At 69.0% G+C, this 18,533-nt stretch carries 12 protein-coding genes; 8 read left to right on the top strand and 4 right to left on the bottom strand.

Annotation, left to right across the window (positions count from 1 at the left end; genetic code table 11):
- Positions 1-28 precede the first annotated feature (28 nt).
- From ACFYXM_RS25670 to ACFYXM_RS25650, 5 genes are all read left to right on the top strand, one after another.
- The gene (locus tag ACFYXM_RS25670; protein ID WP_389292705.1) at positions 29-655 is read left to right on the top strand and encodes a hypothetical protein; all 627 of its coding nucleotides are present in this window, start codon (positions 29-31) and stop codon (positions 653-655) included.
- A 124-nt stretch (positions 656-779) separates the two neighbouring features.
- Positions 780-4,637 (top strand): PglY protein, encoded by a 3,858-nt coding sequence (locus ACFYXM_RS25665; RefSeq protein ID WP_389292703.1) that lies wholly within the window; start codon positions 780-782, stop codon positions 4,635-4,637.
- A complete protein-coding gene (pglZ, locus tag ACFYXM_RS25660; protein WP_389292701.1) occupies positions 4,637-7,372 on the top strand; it encodes a BREX-2 system phosphatase PglZ in 2,736 nt (911 codons plus the stop codon). Before ACFYXM_RS25665 ends, pglZ begins: the two co-directional genes overlap by 1 nt.
- Positions 7,369-8,700 carry a BREX system ATP-binding protein BrxD gene (gene brxD, locus ACFYXM_RS25655; protein ID WP_389292700.1) on the top strand — a complete coding sequence of 444 codons (1,332 nt, stop codon included), beginning with the start codon at positions 7,369-7,371 and terminating at the stop codon, positions 8,698-8,700. The genes pglZ and brxD overlap by 4 nt, the downstream gene beginning before the upstream one ends.
- Positions 8,697-10,823: a DEAD/DEAH box helicase gene (locus tag ACFYXM_RS25650; RefSeq protein ID WP_389292698.1), complete on the top strand. Its 2,127-nt coding sequence runs from the start codon at positions 8,697-8,699 to the stop codon at positions 10,821-10,823. Before brxD ends, ACFYXM_RS25650 begins: the two co-directional genes overlap by 4 nt.
- Before the next feature lie 86 nt (positions 10,824-10,909).
- On the opposite strand, the gene aceB is transcribed toward ACFYXM_RS25650, so the two are convergent.
- Together aceB and ACFYXM_RS25640 are read right to left on the bottom strand one after the other, a co-directional pair.
- Positions 10,910-12,529, bottom strand: coding sequence for a malate synthase A (aceB, locus tag ACFYXM_RS25645; protein ID WP_389292697.1), 1,620 nt, complete (start codon positions 12,527-12,529; stop codon positions 10,910-10,912).
- Between the two features lie 291 nt (positions 12,530-12,820).
- A complete protein-coding gene (locus ACFYXM_RS25640) occupies positions 12,821-13,426 on the bottom strand; it encodes an NTP transferase domain-containing protein (protein WP_389292696.1) in 606 nt (201 codons plus the stop codon).
- Positions 13,427-13,708: 282 nt separating this feature from the next.
- On the opposite strand from ACFYXM_RS25640, the gene ACFYXM_RS25635 reads away from it, so the two are divergent.
- Positions 13,709-14,011 (top strand): DUF5955 family protein, encoded by a 303-nt coding sequence (locus ACFYXM_RS25635; protein ID WP_389292811.1) that lies wholly within the window; start codon positions 13,709-13,711, stop codon positions 14,009-14,011.
- Between the two features lie 273 nt (positions 14,012-14,284).
- On the opposite strand, the gene ACFYXM_RS25630 is transcribed toward ACFYXM_RS25635, so the two are convergent.
- Positions 14,285-15,085, bottom strand: a complete 801-nt coding sequence (locus ACFYXM_RS25630; protein WP_389292695.1) for an IclR family transcriptional regulator — start codon at positions 15,083-15,085, stop codon at positions 14,285-14,287.
- Positions 15,086-15,505: 420 nt separating this feature from the next.
- On the opposite strand from ACFYXM_RS25630, the gene allB reads away from it, so the two are divergent.
- Both allB and ACFYXM_RS25620 read left to right on the top strand, forming a co-directional pair.
- Positions 15,506-16,888 carry an allantoinase AllB gene (gene allB, locus ACFYXM_RS25625; protein ID WP_389292693.1) on the top strand — a complete coding sequence of 461 codons (1,383 nt, stop codon included), beginning with the start codon at positions 15,506-15,508 and terminating at the stop codon, positions 16,886-16,888.
- 157 nt (positions 16,889-17,045) lie between these two features.
- Positions 17,046-17,375: a putative quinol monooxygenase gene (locus ACFYXM_RS25620; protein WP_389292692.1), complete on the top strand. Its 330-nt coding sequence runs from the start codon at positions 17,046-17,048 to the stop codon at positions 17,373-17,375.
- Between the two features lie 111 nt (positions 17,376-17,486).
- Here the strand turns inward: ACFYXM_RS25620 and ACFYXM_RS25615 are convergent, their stop codons facing one another.
- Entirely contained in the window at positions 17,487-18,317 is an 831-nt protein-coding gene (locus ACFYXM_RS25615) for an aldo/keto reductase (RefSeq protein WP_389292690.1), read from the bottom strand.
- Positions 18,318-18,533: the final 216 nt, after the last annotated feature.

Raw genomic sequence — 18,533 nt, 5'->3', positions numbered from 1 at the left:
GGGGAGTGACAGGAGACAGGGGGCGATCATGGGCGATGGTGCGGGGCGGAACGGCAAGGGGGCGAGTCCCTCGGCGTGGGCACAGAAGCGCTTCGGGGCACAGGCGAGCGGTCTCGTTGCGGGCATACCGAAGCGACTGGCGCGGGCACATCAGCGGGCGAGGGCCGTGCACGCCGGGGCGAATCTCAAGAAGCGCGGACCGTACGGACACGTCCTGGCCGAAGCGGTACGCGAGGAGCTGGCCGATGAAGCCGTTGCCCTCGGTGGCACGGTCCGTGAGCTGCGTGGCTACGCCTACGCGGTGATCAACGGCCACGCCCTGTTTCCGTTCCGGTACGCCGACCGTGCGGTCCCACTCGATCGTGCCCGGTTGCGGGCCGACGTCTCGCCCCAGCGCAGGCGCATGCTGACCGCCCACGGGCCCGAGGCGCCGGAGGGGCTCTTTCCGCTGGACGAGATTCTCACCACGGACGAGTACGAGGAGTTCCACGAGGCTTTCGAGGAACTCGGGCACACCACGAAGCTCGTCTCCGTGTTCTTCACCTCCGCGTGGGAGGACGGCATTCACGCCATCCATTGGGGCGACGCGCACCTCGAGGGCGACCGGACGTTCATCTGGTCGCACGTCGAGCCGCTGACCCCGGAGAGGAGGTGACTCGAAGTGCCTTTGCCGATGTTTCCATCTCGTGTCCGATATGCCGTGTGAGCTGGCAAGATAGGGGCGAGATGCGCGCAGCGCGGAATATGTGAACCGCCGAGTGAGGGAACGAGAGCCACCGATGCCCACCAATGAGCTCTTCCTGCGGGATGTCATCGACATCAAGGAAGACGTCCATGCCGGCGATTTCAAGGTGGAGCTCACAGGGGGCTTCACCGAAACCGATGCCCGGGTCGCCGAGTACGTGGTCACCGACCAGCTCAAGGCAGCCTTCGGCAAGGCCCTCGGGATCGTGCGTGCCGCGGCTCGCGGTGGTAACTCGCACGCCGCCTACCTCCACGGTTCGTTCGGTTCGGGTAAGAGCCACTTCCTGGCCGTGCTGCACGCGGTGCTGAACAACGTGCCGGCTGCCCGTGCCAAGCCGAGGCTCCAGGAAGTCATCGCCGAACACGACGACTGGCTGAAGGGCAAGCGGTTCCTGATGGTGCCGTACCACCTCGTCGGTTCGACCGACCTGGACTCGGCACTGCTCGGTGGGTACGTCGCCGAGGTGCGGCGGCTCCACCCCGATGCGCCAGTGCCGCCCGTCTATCGAGCGGACTCCATGCTTGCCGACGCCGAGCGGTTCCGCAGGGCGATCGGTGATGCGGCCTTCGCGGAGTTGCTGCCTGTGACCGGTGGTGCGTCCGAAGTGGTCGAGGACGATCTGGATGTGATCGACGGGGCCACCACGCAATGGACACCGGCCGAACTGCACCGCGCTTTTTCCGCGCACGCCGGTGATCCTCTGCGGGATCGACTGGTATCCGCGCTGCTGACCGGGCCGATGTCTTCGTACGCCGAGGGTGCCCGAGGCGATGCGCAGGCGTTCCTGCCGCTGGAGAACGGTCTCGCCGTGATCAGTCGGCACGCCAAATCGCTCGGCTACGACGGCATCATTCTCTTCCTCGATGAGCTGATCCTCTGGCTGCAGGCGCACATGTCGAACCGCGAGAAGGTGAACTCCGAGGTCAGCAAGTTGGTCAAGCTGATCGAGTCGGGAGACAGCGCGCGACCGGTCCCGATCGTCTCGCTCATCTCCCGACAGCGCGATCTCTCCCAGCTCGTCGGCGCCGACGTAGTGGGCGCGGATGTGAAAAATCTGGAACAGCAGGTCGAATACCTTGCCGGACGCTTCGATGTGATCAGCCTTGAGGACCGCAATCTGCCGGAGATCATCAAGGAGCGCATTCTCAAGCCCAAGGACCAGCTCGCCCGGGCTGCTCTCGATGATGCCTTCGTGACCATCGAGTCGAGCAACTCGCAGGTCAAGGACGTTCTGCTCGATGCTCATGGCGCGACACATGCCGATTGGTCAGACTTTCGGGCGGTATACCCCCTTTCACCCGCATTGCTCAATGTTCTTGTGGCGCTCTCCGGCGCTCTGCAGCGCGAACGCACTGGTCTCAAACTGTTGCAGGAGATGCTTCGGAGGCGGCGCGCGGACATCAAGCTGGGCGAACTGATCCCCCTCGGTGATCTGTGGGACGTGCTCTCGGACGGTACCGGGGAAGCCTTCACCGACCGGCTCAAGAACGAGGCCGAGGCCGCGCACACCTTCCACGCAAAGGTCCGGGCGCATCTTCTGGAGAAGTACGGCTCCGAGCAGAGCGAAAAGTTCATTGCCGACGACCGGTTCGTCAAGACCCTGCTTCTTGCGGCGCTCGCCCCCGACGTCCCGGCGCTCAAGAGGCTCACCGGCGGGCGGATCGCCGCGCTGAATCACGGCTCGATCCGCTCCCGTACCGTCGCTCCCGGGTCGCTCGTGGTGACCCGACTGCGTGAGCTGCAGGCCGAGTTCGGTGAAATTCGTGCCGATGGCGACCAGGATCCCGTCTTCACCCTTCATCTGTCCGACCTGGACATCGAGCCGCTGCTCGACATGGTCGCCGACGAGGACAGGACCGGAGCCCGGCGCATCTGGGTCAAGGACCAGCTGTGGAAAGCGCTCGGACTCAAGGACTCCGGAGCCTTCGTGTGCGAACACGAAATCGTGTGGCAGGGGACGAAGCGCACCGCCGAGTTCGTCTTCGAAAACGTCCGTGACACCACGCAGCTTTCCGCCGACCAGTTCCACCCGGGCGTTGACGGGAGGGCCCGGTTCATTCTGGACTACCCCTTCGACGACGGTCAGCACTACCCGAATGACGACGCACAGCGCGTCGAGATGCTTCGGTCCGAAGGGCTCATGGCTCCGACGCTGATCTGGCTGCCCTCGTTCTTCTCCGAGCAGAAGAGTGCCCAGCTCGGACGGCTGATCAAGATCAATTATCTGTTGGAGAGGGACCGGCTCGACGATTACGCGGGTCACCTCCACTCCGACGACCGGGTGCGCGTGCGCCACCAGCTCGCTGCCCAGCGCGACACCCTCACCTCACAGCTCACCGCGACGCTCGCTCAGCTGTACGGCATTGCGAAGGTGGACGAGAACAGCGTCTCCGCGGAGGTGAGTGAGGGCAAGCACGTCCTGTCGCTGCTGCCCGAGTACGCGAGGCCGCAGCTGCAGGGAGGCAAGTCCTTCCAGGACAACCTGCAGCACCTTGCCGACGGCGTCTTTCACGCTCTTTATCCCAAGCACCCCGACTTCACCAGGACCGGAGACCGTAAGGCTGTCGGCCTGGGAGAGCTGAAGACCGCTCTGACCTGGATCACCCGTGCCATGGATGACGGGGGCCGCCGCATCGAGGTCGACAGCCACCATCTCAAGATCGTCAAGAGAGTCGTGGAACCGCTGGAACTCGGTCAGGTCCACGACGGCCCGCTCGTTCTGCGCAACGACTGGCGCGCGCGTATCAACCAGGCCGCCCACCAGCACCGCCCCGGGGCCGCGGACCTGACAGCCGAGGAGATCCGCACCTGGATTGCCGAGGATCTCGGCTGGACCGGCCTCGACAAGAACATCAGCAACCTGGTCATCGCGACCTACGCACTGCTCGACGACCGCGCCTGGACCTACCACGGCAGCCCGCTGTCCCAGCCGCCGGAGCTGGAGCGCATCGGCGCAGGCTTTGGACTGCGAGCCCAGCAGTTGCCGACCGAAGAGGAATATGACACCGCGAGGGCACGGGCGGCGAGGCTCTTCGGCGTGTCCGTCCAGCCGACTCTGTTCGCGCGGAATGTGAACAAGCTCTTCACCTGCGTCAGCGAGAAGGTCGCGGAATACGAGCAGTCGGTCAACGCCTTGCGTACTTCGCTGAGCAGGCACGCGGAGGCACTCGGTATGGACCGGGAGACCAGCGAGCGGCTGTCCTCCGGAAAGGACGCGGCGGACCTGCTGGCCCGTCTCGGGCGCCACCGGGACGCGACCGGGCTCGTACGGGAACTGGCAGGTGCCTCCCATGACACCGGTGACGCTGTGCTCGCCACCGCGCTCACCTCGGCACGCGACGTCCTCCAGGCGCTCGACGACGCGGACTGGGCGCTCCTGGACGGCGTGCGAGGGTTCGCGGGGCGTCAGGACAGCGTGGGGGAACGAGCCGACAGGCTCCTCGCGGAGATCGCGGATACCGCTGCGACCAGTGAATTCGAGCGCTCGCTGATCCCCGTGCTCGAATCGATCCGGACCAGGGCCGTTGCCCTGGTCCAGGACGCGGCCCGGCTGACCCAGGTGGAGACTCCCGTCGCGCCGCACGCGGTGGCGGCTCCCGAACCGCCCGCCGCCGACGACGTATCCCTCACCCGGCACGGCAGGCCGTCCGTCCCCTCCAACAACCCTGCCGCGGCCACAACCCCCGGTCAGCCGAGCACGGGCCTCTCCCGTACGGTCAGGCTTCAGCCCAGCCACGTCGAGAACTCGCTGAACAAGGCCATCGACAATCTCTGGGACGAGATCCTGGCCTACTCGGCCGCGCACCCCGGCATGGCTGTGGAGATCACGTGGCAAGTGGTCCCTGCCGAGAACGGCACCACCAGCTCCACCGAAGACGAGACGCAGTCCTGATGGCTCTGCGGCCGCTCATCGACCGGCGAATCGTCGAAGCCCTCCTGGAGACCGAGCTACGCCGTGCTGCGGACTGCAGACTTCTGCTCGTCAACGCACGGTACGACAACACGGCTCCGACGGAGTTCACTGCCCGCATCGACGGCAGGCAACGGCTGGTGAGGGTCACCGACCAGGACTCCGTTCTCGGGATCGTCGCCGCGTGGCAGGAACTCCTGGACGGCTCGGAAGCCGGTCAGCTGCTCGTCGTCACCAGCGATATTCCGGCAGCTGATCTGGGCTGGGACGTGCGCGCCCACGCGGTGGGGCGCCGCAGCCTCGGTGTCGACCGGGCCGAGATCGTCAAGCAGCTGTTCGGTGCTGCCGACCTCGACCCCCGGATGATCAGGGAGACGTGGCTGCTCACGGCGCTGCTGGAGGCCGAACCAGTGGCCGGCTGGCCGCGCAGTGGATCGGTCCTCACCCGGGACGCCGCAGTACGGGCGTTGGTGGGCGAGCGGCTCGGTCTCGGAGGCGGTTTTGCAGGCCACCGTTTCGAACTGGACACGAATGCCCTGCTCGCCTGGTCACGGACGACAGCCGGCCCTGCCCGATTCCGGGAGTTGCCGCAGGCAGAACGCGACGGTCTGACCGCTTGGCTCACCGACACCGTCGGAGCAGCCGCACCCACTCTGCTCTCCCTGGTTGCCGATGGCCGAGGGCAGGATGCGATGGCACTCGGTGTGCTGGGCTCCGTACTGAGTGCACCAGAGGCTCCTGCCGGGACGAGCTTCGCGCTCGGGGGCCTCTTCGGTCCCACGCTGCGCTCGGTGGAGGACCTGCCCAAGTTCACCGCATCGGTGATCGGCACCCTCACCCGCTGGATCGCCGAGGCCGAGGGCAGTACCCCCGCAGGTGCCGAAGCACGCCAACGCGTGTACGCCGTGCTCGACCGGGCCGACGAGCTCGCCTCCGAAGCAGGGCTGGGGCAGGCGCTGCGCGTCGACCCGCTCCTGCCGTCGGGCTTCAGGGCGCGGCTGCGGGATCTGGCCGCCGCTCTCCCGGATTCCTCCAAGGCGGCCGAGGCTGCTCTGGACCAGGTACTCGCACACCAACTGGCACGCCTGCACCCGGCGAGCTGCGAGGCGGCGCGTATGGCAGTGAGGGTGGTGAGGTGGCTCGACGGGCCGACCCCGACCGTCGAGTCCGTCGGCCAAGCTGTCGGTGAGCAGTTCGCCCAGTGGGGGTGGACCGACCGTGCACTGCGTGTCCTGGCGGCTGGAGACCCCATGGGCGATCCGGTCGTGGGGCAGGCGTACCACCTGCTCATCGGCAATGCACGCGCACGGCGCAGCACCCTCGACGAGCAGTTCGCCGCACGCCTTGCCGGCTGGACACGCACCGCGTCGTCCCAGGCGCCTGGGGGAGCCCTCCTGATCGAGGACGTACTCACGACGCTGGCCGTACCGCTGGCGTCCGGAACGAGCCCGTTGGTGCTCGTCCTGGACGGTATGAGCGCCGCGATAGCGGCCCAACTGGGCGACGAGATCGACCGCAGGGTATGGACCGAGACCGTGCCCGCACCGCACGCTGCCGCTCCTCCGCGACGTCATGCCGCCGTTTCCATGCTGCCCTCCGTCACCACCATCAGCCGCGCATCCCTGCTCTCGGGAGAACCGGCCAACGGTAAGCAGGCCGCGGAGAGCAGTGGGTTCGAGGCGTTCTGGAAGCGGCACCGGCGCGTCGGCAGGGTGTTCCACAAGGGGCAGATCGGCGGCGTCGAGGGACATCGGCTCGCCCCCGAACTGCTGGATGCGCTCGCCGGGGACGACGTCGTCGCCGTCGTACTCAACACCATCGACGACGCCCTCGACCACGGGCAGGAAGGCGAGCGAACCAGTTGGCGGTTGAGGGACATCAGCCACCTGCTGGATCTGCTCAATGCGGCACGCGGATACGGTCGTCCCGTCATGCTCGTATCCGACCACGGACATGTGCTCGATTGTTCGCCGCAAGGGCAGGGGCCCCTGAAAGCGCCCGGGGCGCAGAGCGCCCGCTGGCGTACCGGCGAGGTGGGCGAAGGCGAAGTCGAGCTCAGCGGCCCGCGAGTGAGGGAAGCCGGCGGCACCATCGTCGCGGCATGGCGCGAGGACATCCGATACACGCCACGCAAGGCCGGCTACCACGGTGGTGCCGCGCTCGCCGAGGTGACCGTGCCCGTGATCATGCTCGTACCGTCGCAGGAACTGCTGCCGTCCGGCTGGGTGGTGCTGCCGAACGAGCAGACCGTGCCCGCCTGGTGGCGGGCCGGCAACGACGCCGCAACAGCACCTGCGGAGACCCAGCAGCCGACGGCACGCAAGCCCCGGCGCCGCGTGGAAAACCAGGCCGGCGAGGCGTTGTTCGCCGCTGACGAGGTGACACCGGCGACGCTGACGCTGGGTGGAAAGGTCGTCGGCTCGCAGCGCTACAGGACGCAGCGGAAATTCGTACGCCGCCCGCCGGACGGCAAGGCCGTCGTCGCCGTCATCGATGCGCTGGCCAACGCCGGGGGCAAGCTCACCCCGGACGCCGTGGCCGCAGCGGCGGCCGAGGCCACCGGTCGGTCGCAGCGGAACGCGGAAGTCTTCGTCACCGTCGTGCAGCGGCTCCTGAACATCGAGGGATACGGCGTGATCAATCTGGTGGACGCGGGGCGGACCGTGGAACTCAACATCCCGCTCCTCCAGGAGCAGTTCGGAACGGAGCAACCATGACCGGTGCAACCGAGGTCAGCGCGGCACGCCGCCGCGAAGTGGTCGACGCCCTGCGCCGCGGAACCGTTCCTCAGTCCGGGCTCGATCTCTTCGCAGTCGGCCTCGACCACTTCAGCGGGGCGCTGAACGACGACATCGCGACCGTCGCACGGGGTGGGTCCGCTTTTCACGCCATCCGTGGGGAGTACGGTTCCGGCAAGACCTTCTTCGCCAGGTGGCTGGCCGAACGGGCCAAGCGTGCAGGGCTCGCCACCACCGAAGTGCAGATCTCCGAGACGGAGACACCGCTGCACCGGCTGGAAACCGTCTACCGGCGGCTGACCGAGCGACTCACCACCGCCACCCATCGGCCCAGTGCCCTACGGGCTGTGATCGATTCCTGGTTCTACACCTTGGAGGAGGAAATCCTCGACGCGGGCGAAGTGGAGGACGACGACGAGAAGGCCCTCGGGACTGCCGTCGACGCACTCCTGGAGCAGCGCCTCGCCGATGTCGCCCGCACCACTCCCGCGTTCGCGGCAGCCCTTCGCGGATACCGGGAAGCGCGGGCTGCCGGGGATGCTGCCACGGCAGAGGCACTCATCGCGTGGCTGGGCGGTCAGAAGTCGGTCGCGTCCTCCGCCCGGCGTGCAGCCGGCGTACGCGGCGATCTCGACCACTTCGGTGCACTGGGCTTTCTCCAAGGGCTCCTGACCGTACTGCGGGACTGCGGTCACCCCGGCCTGCTGGTGGTGCTCGACGAGATCGAGACCCTTCAGCGCGTACGCGGAGACGTGCGTGAGAAGGGTCTCAACGCCCTGCGGCAACTGCTCGACGAAATCGACACGGGCCGCTTTCCGGGCCTCTTCCTGGTGATTACGGGTACGCCCGCCTTCTACGACGGACAGCAGGGTGTGCAGCGGCTTCCCCCGCTGGCCCAGAGACTCGCCACCGACTTCACGACCGACCCGCGATTCGACTCACCGCGCGCCGTGCAACTGCGGCTGGCCGGATTCGATCTGCCCCGGCTCGGGGAACTGGGGCGGAACGTACGCGACTTGTACATGGGAGCGGCCCGGAACCCCGCGCGGATCGCGGCGCGGGTCGATGACGCGTACATCGGTGAACTGGCCGCCGCGGTGACGGGAGGTCTCGGCGGGAGGGTCGGCGTGGCACCGCGGCTCTTCCTGCGCAAAATCGTCGCCGATGTGCTCGACCGGGTAGACGAGTTCGACGAGTTCGATCCTCGGCAGCACTACGCACTCACCGTGTCCAGCGCCGAGCTGAACGAAGTGGAGCGCAACGCAACGGCGTCGAATGCGGGCGACATCGAACTGGAACTGCCGTGAGCCCCCTCGATGCTCTGGATCCGGTCCTGGTGCACCACATCGTCAACTCCCTCGGATGGCGCGGGCTGCGCCCCCTGCAGGAGGAGTCGATCGGTCCTGTCATGGCTGGGGAGGACGCCATTCTGCTGGCCCCCACGGCGGGAGGAAAGACCGAGGCGGCCAGCTTTCCTCTGCTGTCCAGAATGACGACGGACCGATGGTCGGGGACGTCGGTGTTGTACGTGTGTCCCCTCAAGGCCCTGCTCAACAATTTGCTACCACGGCTCGAGATGTATACCGGCTGGATCGGGCGTACTGCGGCTCTCTGGCACGGGGACGTGACCACTGGGCGGCGAAAGAGGATTCTGGCCGACCGGCCGGACGTGCTGCTCACCACACCGGAATCTCTTGAGGCGATGCTGGTCAGTGCCAACGTCGACCACAGGGCCTTCTTCTCGGGTCTGCAGGCGATCGTCGTGGACGAAGTCCATGCGTTCGCCGGCGACGATCGCGGGTGGCACCTACTGGCAGTGCTGGAGAGGCTTCAGAAGACAGTGGGCCGCCCCGTGCAACGCATTGGGCTCTCCGCGACCGTGGGCAATCCTGCCGAGCTTCTGCAATGGCTCCAGGGTTCGGCTGCGGGCCGCCGTTCGGCTCGTGTGGTCGCACCGCATCTCGACGAGCCGCGGCAGCGGGGTGCGCATGCGGTGCCGGGTGACATCGAACTTGATTACGTCGGTTCGGTCGAGAACGCGGCGACTGTGATCGCGGCACTTCACCGGGGTGAGAAGCGCCTCGTGTTCTGCGAATCGCGCCGCCTGGTCGAAGAATTGGGCGAAAAGCTTCGCCTGAGAGGCGTGACCATGTTTCTGTCGCACGCCTCTCTGTCGGTTGACGAGCGGCGCCGTGCGGAGCAGGCATTCTCCGAGGCGCGCGACTGCGTCATCGTTTCGACCAGTACGCTGGAACTCGGTATCGACGTGGGTGACCTGGACCGAGTGATTCAGCTCGATGCCCCCATGACGGTGGCGTCCTTCCTGCAGCGTCTCGGACGTACCGGCCGCCGGGCGGGGACCAGCCGCAACTGTCTGTTCCTTGCGCTCGACGAAGATGGACTTCTTGCCGCAGCGGCACTGTTGCTCCAGTGGAAACGGGGTTGGGTCGAGCCTGTCGTCGCGCCCCCGGAGCCCCGCCACATCGTGGCTCAACAGCTCCTTGCTCTGTGTCTTCAGGAACACCGGGTGGGCGACAAGCTGTGGCAGGAGTGGTGGAACGGCTTCGGTCCCTTCGGGCAGCCGGCCGAGCCGATCGTGCGCCATCTCGTGGAAGAGGGATACCTGGACCAGGACGGCGGCATGCTTTTCATCGGTCCTGAGGCGGAACGACGCTTCGGGCACCGACACTTCATGAATCTCACGGCCGTCTTCACCTCGCCTCCTCAGTTCACCGTGTTGCAGGGGCGCAGTGAGATCGGCAGAACCGATCCCGATCTGCTCACCGAGGAGGTCGAAGGGCCGCGCAAGCTGCTCCTCGCAGGCCGGAGCTGGCTCGTGACGTACATCGACTGGCACCGCAAACGCTGCTTCGTCGAGCCGACCGACAGCGGAGGGAAAGCCAAGTGGAGCGGTCTCGGCCTCGAACGTGCCACTTCTTTCGAACTGATGCGAGCCATGCGTGAGGTCCTGCTGGGGGCCGACCCGGACGTGGCCCTCTCGAGGCGTGCGGTCACGGCGCTCGCCGAGGCACGGGACCACTTCATGGATGTTGTGCACCCGGGCGGCACACTCGTCACTCGCACTTCCGGCGGGCAGGTCCGCTGGTGGACCTGGGCCGGTCATCGAGCCAACGCCACGCTTGCGGCGACGCTCGGCACCGTGGCCGCGCCCGCCCAGCGGGCGAACGACTGCTGGATTCGGCTTCGGGAGGATGTGGACCAGCAGCACTGGAAGCAGGCTGTGGCCGATGTGTCGGACCAGCTCTGTCTGCCCGACGTCGACCAGCGGGCGGTAAAGGGGCTGAAGTTCGGTGAGGCGCTTCCGCCTCGCCTCGCACAGGCGACTCTGGCGACGAGGTTTGCCGACCTCGAGGGTGCACAGGCCGTCCTGGAAGAGCCGGTCAGATTTGTCACCCTGACACCTTCCTGATGAATTTCTGACTTCGAGTTCATCGCGATATGGCACTGCCCCAGGTGACGGCGGCACCTGGGGCAGTCATGTACGCAAGCGCCGGCTCAGCGCAGCCGCTCGTACGCGGGCAGGGTCAGGAAGTCCGCGTAGTCCTGGTCCAGGGCGACCTGGAGCAGCAGGTCGTGGGCCTGCTGCCACTGCCCGGTGGTGAACGCCCCGTCGCCGATCTCGGCGCGGATCGCGGCGAGTTCCTCGGCGGCGACCTCGCGGGCCAGCTCCGCCGTGGCCCGCTCGCCGTTCTCGAAGACCACGCCCGCGTTGATCCACTGCCAGATCTGCGAGCGCGAGATCTCCGCGGTGGCCGCGTCCTCCATCAGGTTGAAGATGACGACCGCGCCCAGGCCGCGCAGCCACGCCTCGATGTAGCGGATGCCGACCGCGACGGCGTTGCGCAGGCCGTCGTAGGTGGGCCTGGCGTCCAGGGTGCCGATGGCGATCAGGTCGCCCGCGGCCACCGACACGTCCTCGCGCAGCCGGTCCTTCTGGTTCGGCCTCTCGCCGAGGACCGCGTCGAAGGAGGCCATGGCGATCGGGACCAGGTCCGGGTGGGCGACCCAGGAGCCGTCGAAGCCGTCGTGGGCCTCGCGGTCCTTGTCCGCCTTGACCTTCTCGAAGGCCACCTTGTTGACCTCCGCGTCCCGGCGCGACGGAATGAACGCCGCCATGCCGCCGATGGCGTGCGCACCGCGCTTGTGGCAGGTGCGGACGAGCAGTTCGGTGTACGCGCGCATGAACGGGGCCGTCATCGTGACCGCGTTGCGGTCGGGGAGGACGAACCCGGCCCCGCCGTCACGGAAGTTCTTGACGATGGAGAACAGGTAGTCCCAACGGCCCGCGTTCAGCCCGGAGGCGTGGTCGCGCAGTTCGTACAGGATCTCCTCCATCTCGTACGCGGCGGTGATCGTCTCGATGAGCACGGTGGCGCGGACCGTGCCCTGCGGGATGCCGACGTAGTCCTGGGCGAAGACGAAGACGTCGTTCCAGAGGCGCGCCTCCAGATGGGACTCCGTCTTCGGGAGGTAGAAGTACGGACCCTTGCCGAGGTCGACGAGGCGCCGGGCGTTGTGGAAGAAGTAGAGGCCGAAGTCGACCAGCGCGCCCGGCACCGGGGTGCCGTCCAGCTGGAGGTGACGCTCGTTCAGATGCCAGCCGCGCGGACGGGTGACGACGGTGGCGAGTTCGCCGGCGGGCCTCAGTGCGTACGACTTGCCGGTCCCCGGGTCCGTGAAGTCGATGGAACGGGTGTAGGCGTCGATCAGATTGAGCTGACCGAGGATCACGTTCTCCCACGTCGGGGCGGACGCGTCCTCGAAGTCCGCGAGCCAGACCCGGGCGCCGGAGTTCAGGGCGTTGATGGTCATCTTGCGGTCGGTCGGACCGGTGATCTCCACGCGACGGTCCTCCAGTGCGGCAGGGGCCGGCGCGACCCGCCAGGTGCCGTCCTCGCGGATCGCCGCCGTCTCGGGCAGGAAGTCCAGCATGGAGGTGCGGGCGATCTCGGTCCGGCGCTCGGCGCGGCGCGCGAGCAGCTCGTCGCGGCGGGGCGTGAACCGGCGGTGCAGCTCGGCCACGAACGCGAGGGCCGCGTCGGTCAGGACCTCGTCCTGCCGGGGCAGGGGCTCGGCGTCGACGATGGCCGGCGAAGACGGCGCTGGTGCGGACATGAGCTGTCACTCCTTCGGCGGGCGGTGCGGACGGCCCTCATGGTGGCCGGTCGGCCGGCACGGCACGGGGTGCCGGGGCTCCGGGACGTGGGTGCGGATGCCGTCTGGGGCAGAGGGCTTCCGATCCGTGGGTCTGTGGATATTAGTTTCCTCATAGTGGAAATTCAATCATTTGTTGATGTCGAGACTCTCCGGGTCGACAGAAGTCGCCGGGCTGTGGCACGGAGTGCCGCCGTCGCCCAGTCCCTCACGCCTCGGGGTTCACTTCTCGTGTGCCTCAGGGCTCATTTCTCACGCGAGATGTCTCAGGTCCTCCGGGCCGTCGATGTCGTACGCCTCGGCCACGTCCGAACACTCGACGAGCCCGAGCGCGTCGTGATGCGCCCGCAGATACGAGCGCGCGCCCCGGTCGCCCACCGCCGCCGCCGCGACATCCGCCCACCGGTCGGCCCCGATCAGCACCGGATGACCGCGTTCGCCGCCGTACGTGGCCGCGACGAGACCGGCGCGGGAGCCGCACGCGCACCGCACCCGGGCCACCGCCTCCGGGCCGATGCCCGGCTGGTCGACGAGGAGCACCAGGGCCGCGTCGGCGTCCGTGGCGGCGAGGGCCCCGAGCCCCGCCCGCAGCGACGAGCCCATGCCCTCCGCCCATCCGGGGTTGACGGTCACCGCGCACCCGGTGAGGTCGGCCCGCTCGCGTACCTCGTCGGCCGCGGCGCCCAGCACCACATGCACGCGGTCGCAGCCGCCCGCCCGCAGCACCCGCACCGCGTGCTCCACCAGAGGGCGGCCGCGGTGTTCGAGCAACGCCTTGGGACGCCCGCCGAGCCGACGCCCACCGCCCGCGGCGAGCAGCAGCCCCGCGACCACCGGGGCCCGATCTGTTCGATTCATGCGGAGTTCCTACCCCGGGCGCGGTGCCTCGGACGCTCCGGGACGCGCGAGTGGCTGGTGGGGCGGGCGGGGTGGAACAGGGGTGCGATGACCTGGTGCGGCGGGGTCTACAGCGCGCCGCGCGGATCACCCGTACGGGACCCCTGAATTCTGTCCGCGGAGTGGCGCACGACACCTTTCATGGCGTTAACTTGCGGGAACCCCCGGAGACTTGGCCGCAATCCGGGACCCGGTCGGACACTGGCACACGGACGTGCGAGGGGGAGTGCTTTGTTGCGAAGTGTGGGACAGGCGCGGGTGACGAGCAGCGGTGAGGACCCGAGGGTGACGGAGCTGCGAACGGCCGTCTCCCGACTCCGCAGGGAGCTGGCGGGACACCCCGCGGAATTCCCCGACCGGGGGATCGCCGAGGACGAGCTGGCGGCCCTGGACGAGATGGCGATCAGTGGTGCGCCCGAGATCCCGCGGCTGCGGCGTTCGCTGCTGCTGATCGCGGGGGCGATCGGATCGGTCAGCGCGCTGGCATCCGCTCTCCGGGACGTGCGCGTCGCCGTGGACCTCTTCGGTGAACCCCCGCGCGGCTGACCGCACGAGCGGAGCGCCGGCCGGGCGGAACGCCTGCCGAGCGACGGGGCGGGGGGCGAGCGACGGGGCGGGATCGGCGCGCTCACCGCGTACACGGCGGGCATCGCACCGGGCGGCCGGCACCCGCAGGGCGGGCGGCTGACGGCTCCCGCGCCGGCCTGAGGGGCGGTTGTCCGTACGGCCGTGGGGCCCCGAATCTCATCGGGCCCCATGGCCTCTCCGCCGTCCGGTCCCGGCCCGGGACCGGACGGCCCCCGCGTCCGGCGTCCGGGCTCAGCCCGCGGAACCAGTGCCCGCCAGGGCGTCGGACAGATCCCTCGCGGCCTGCTGGAGGACCGGCACGATCCGCTCCGTCGCCGCCTCCGTCACCCGGCCCGCCGGACCCGAGATCGAGAGCGCGGCGGCAGTGGGGGAGTCGGGGACGGATACCGCCAGGCAGCGCACCCCGATCTCCTGCTCGTTGTCGTCCATCGCGTAGCCGACCCGGCGGACCTGGTCCAGCGCCTCCAGGAAGGCATCCGGAGAGGTGATCGTTTTCTCGGTTGCGGCCGGCATCCCGGTACGGGTGAGCAACGCCCGCACCTCCTCCGGGGACGTGTGCGCCAGCAGCGCCTTGCCGACGCCCGTGGAGTGGGGGAGCACACGTCGGCCGACCTCGGTGAACATGCGCATCGAGTGCTTGGACGGCACCTGAGCCACGTACACGACCTCGTCGCCGTCGAGCATCGCCATGTTCGCGGTCTCGCCGGTCTCCTCGACCAGCCGGGCGAGATACGGGCGGGCCCAGGTGCCGAGCAGCCGGGACGCGGACTCGCCGAGCCGGATCAGCCGGGGGCCGAGCGCGTACCGCCGGTTCGGCTGCTGGCGCACGTATCCGCAGAGGACCAGCGTGCGGACCAGCCGGTGGATCGTCGGCAGCGGCAGTCCGCTGCTCGCGGAGAGCTCGCTCAGCCCGACCTCGCCCCCGGCATCGGCCATCCGCTCCAGCAGATCGAAGGCGCGTTCGAGGGACTGCACGCCGCCGCTGGAGGCGGCGGGCTTGGAGTCGGATGTGCTGGCGTGGGGCGACGGCACGTCAACGGTCCTTTCGGGACGGAAAAGCGGGTGCCCCGCCCGGGCGAGGCACCCCGCAGCCTACCGGGCGGCCCCCGATCGGCCCACCGCTCCCGGTGCGGCGTCCTGGCCGGTCAGAGCCCGTTTGCCCCGGTCTCGCGGCTGCGGTGGGGTGGTGGTGCGGTCGTTCCGTTCGCGCCGCGAGGTGTTCCGCCTTCCGGGACATATGTTCCGACGCGCGGAAATGCTAGGGGGCGGCGGGCGTGAGGGTGGTGGCCGACGCGTGCGGCGGGGGAGGGTCTTGACGGGGTCGGATCCCGCGTGAAGACTCCTTCAACGGTTCGTTGAATTTCTTGGTGGCCGTGGGGTCGGAGCCGAGCCGGGCCGGAGGTGGGCGTGACCGTGCCGGAGCCGGGCCGGAGCGAGAAGTGAGGAGCACGGGTGTCCGGTGCGGGCGTGAAGGCGGACGTGAATCTGGTACTGCGCTCGACGCGCGTCGTGACCCCGGACGGGACGCGTCCTGCGTCGGTCGCCGTCTCCGACGGGACCATCGACGCCGTCCTGCCTCACGACGCCGAAGTGCCCGTCGGTGCCCGGCTGGAGGACCTCGGCGACGATGTCCTGCTGCCCGGACTGGTCGACACGCACGTCCATGTGAACGATCCCGGCCGTACCGAGTGGGAGGGCTTTCGCACCGCCACCCGGGCCGCGGCGGCGGGCGGCATCACCACCCTGATCGACATGCCGCTCAACTCCCTCCCGCCGACCACCACCGTCGGGCACCTGCGCACCAAACGGCGGGTGGCCGCGCCCGAGGTGCACGTCGACACCGGGTTCTGGGGTGGGGCCGTCCCGTCCAACGTGCAGGACCTGCGCCCGCTGCACGAAGCCGGGGTCTTCGGGTTCAAGTGCTTCCTCTCACCCTCCGGCGTCGACGAGTTCCCGGAGCTCGGCCAGGAGCAGCTGGCCCGCTCCCTGGCCGAGATCGCCGGCTTCGGCGGCCTGCTCATCGTGCACGCCGAGGACTCGCGCCACCTGGCCGCCGCCCCGATGCGCGGCGGCCCCGCGTATGCCGATTTCCTGGCCTCGCGGCCCCGCGACGCCGAGAACACCGCGATCGAGGCGCTCATCGCCTGCGCGCGGCGGTTCGACGCCCGGGTCCATGTCCTTCATCTGTCCTCCGCCGACGCGCTGCCGATGATCGCCGCCGCCCGGCGCGACGGCGTGCGGGTCACCGTCGAGTCGTGCCCGCACTTCCTCACCCTCACCGCCGAGGAAGTCCCGGACGGCGCGACGGAGTTCAAGTGCTGCCCCCCGATCCGGGAGGCCGCCAACCGGGACGCGCTGTGGGCGGGGCTGGCCGACGGGACGATCGACTGCGTGGTGTCCGACCACTCGCCGTGCACCGCCGACCTCAAGACCCCGGACTTCGCCTCCGCGTGGGGCGGTATCTCCTCCCTCCAGCTGGGCCTCCCCGTCATCTGGACCGAGGCCCGCAGGCGGGGCCATTCGCTCGACGACGTGGCCCGCTGGATGTCGGCCGCCCCCGCCGAGCTGGCCGGGCTGACCCGCAAGGGCGCGATCGAGCCGGGCCGCGATGCCGACTTCGCGGTGCTCGCCCCGGACGAGACCTTCACCGTCGACCCCGCCGAGCTGTTCCACCGCAACCAGGTCACCGCCTACGCGGGCAGGACTCTGCACGGCGTCGTGCGGTCGACCTGGCTGCGCGGTGCGCGGATCGCGGCGAACGGTGTCCTCGCCGAACCCACGGGCCGCCTCCTGGAAAGGCAGGACTGGCGGGGCAGGCCGGAAGGGAGCGGCTGACCGCGACGGCGGATGCGGGCGGGATGCCGCCCCGCCCGGCCGTGGAGTCTGCCGGACCGGGTTGCCTCGTCCGGCCGGGACGCCTCGCCTGACCGTGACGCCTCGCCCGGCCGCGCCCGAGGGGGTGATGCCGATTAACGTATGCGAACATGATGTCATGATCTTTATCGCCGTGAAATTCACCGTGCGCAGCGACGAGCGCGACAACTGGCTTCCCGCTGTCGAGGACTTCACCCGCGCCACCCGGGCTGAGCCGGGCAACGTGTTCTTCGAGTGGTCGACCAGCGTCGAGAACCCGGACCAGTTCGTCCTGCTGGAGGCGTTCGCCTCCCCCGAGGCCGGGGAGGCCCATGTGAAGTCGGAGCACTTCACGGCCGCGATGGACCGGATGGCCGATCTGGTCGCGGTGACGCCGGAGATCATCAACGTCGAGGTGCCGGGCGAGGGCTGGTCCCGGATGGCGGAAGTCACCCCGCGCTCGCGGTGATGCCGATGCCGGTGACCCGGCCTCGGTGAACCGGCGTCGGCGCGCCCGCCCGGAGTTCCCCGGGCCTCTCGGCGTACCGCGGCGCCGCCGCCCGGCCCGGTTCCCGGCTCCTCAGAACTCCTCGTGGACCTCGGGGTCCCCTCCGTAGCGCCGCTGCGGCCCGGCGGAGACGCGGGCCAGCTCGTCTGCGGTGAGTTCGAATCCGAACAGGTCCAGGTTCTCGTGCTGCCGTCCCGGATCTGCCGATTTCGGGATCGGTACGGCACCGAGCTGGGTGTGCCAGCGCAGTACGACCTGACCGGGAGTCACGCCGTGCGTCTCCGCGACGGCGACCACCTCCGGGTCGGTGAGCACGCCCCGGCCGCGGGCGAGCGGGCTCCAGCTCTCCGTGACGATGCCCTTCGCGGCGTGCACGGACCGCAACTCGTCCTGCGGGAGACGCGGGTGCATCTCGATCTGGTTGACGGCCGGCAGCACCCCCGTCTCCCGCTCCAGCCGGTCGATCTGGTCCGCGGTGAAGTTGGAGACGCCGATCGAACGCACCAGCCCGTCCTCGCGGAGCCGGATCAACGCCTTCCAGGTGTCGACGTACAGATCGAGGCGGGGCAGCGGCCAGTGAACGAGGTACAGATCCACGTACTCCAGCCCGAGATTGCGCCGTGATTCCTCGAACGACGTCAGCGTCTGCTCGTAGCCGTGGTGGCGACCCGGAACCTTGGTCGTGACGAAGACGTCCTCCCTCGGCACGCCGCTGCGGGCGATCCCGCGGCCGGTGCCCGTCTCGTTGCGGTAGTTCAGCGCCGTGTCGACCAGCCGGTACCCGAGGCCCAGGGCGCCGGCGACGGCCCGCTCCGCCGCGTCGTCGTCCAGGGGCCAGGTACCGAGTCCGACGGCGGGAATGGCGCGGCCGTCGTTCAGGCGGCGAACTGGGGTATCGGTCATGATCTCCCTCTTTGTTCGGAGTGTTCGGCTTGCCCGGCTAGTCGGGCTTGTTGCAGAAGTCCTCCCCGGTCAGGTTAAGGGCTGTCCCGTAATCCCTGGCAGGCGCGCGACGACAGCTGCGGCACCTCGCCGCGTTGTCGGAACGTCCGCATACGTCCAGTATGCGGACGCCCCTCCGCCTTGCGATGCACCACATCCGACGCCGCGCGCTGGTCC

The sequence above is a fragment of the Streptomyces sp. NPDC002476 genome (assembly GCF_042889785.1).
Lineage (GTDB): Bacteria > Actinomycetota > Actinomycetes > Streptomycetales > Streptomycetaceae > Streptomyces.
Note: the sequence above shows the minus strand (reverse complement) of the source record. Positions and strands in the feature narration are given on the sequence as shown.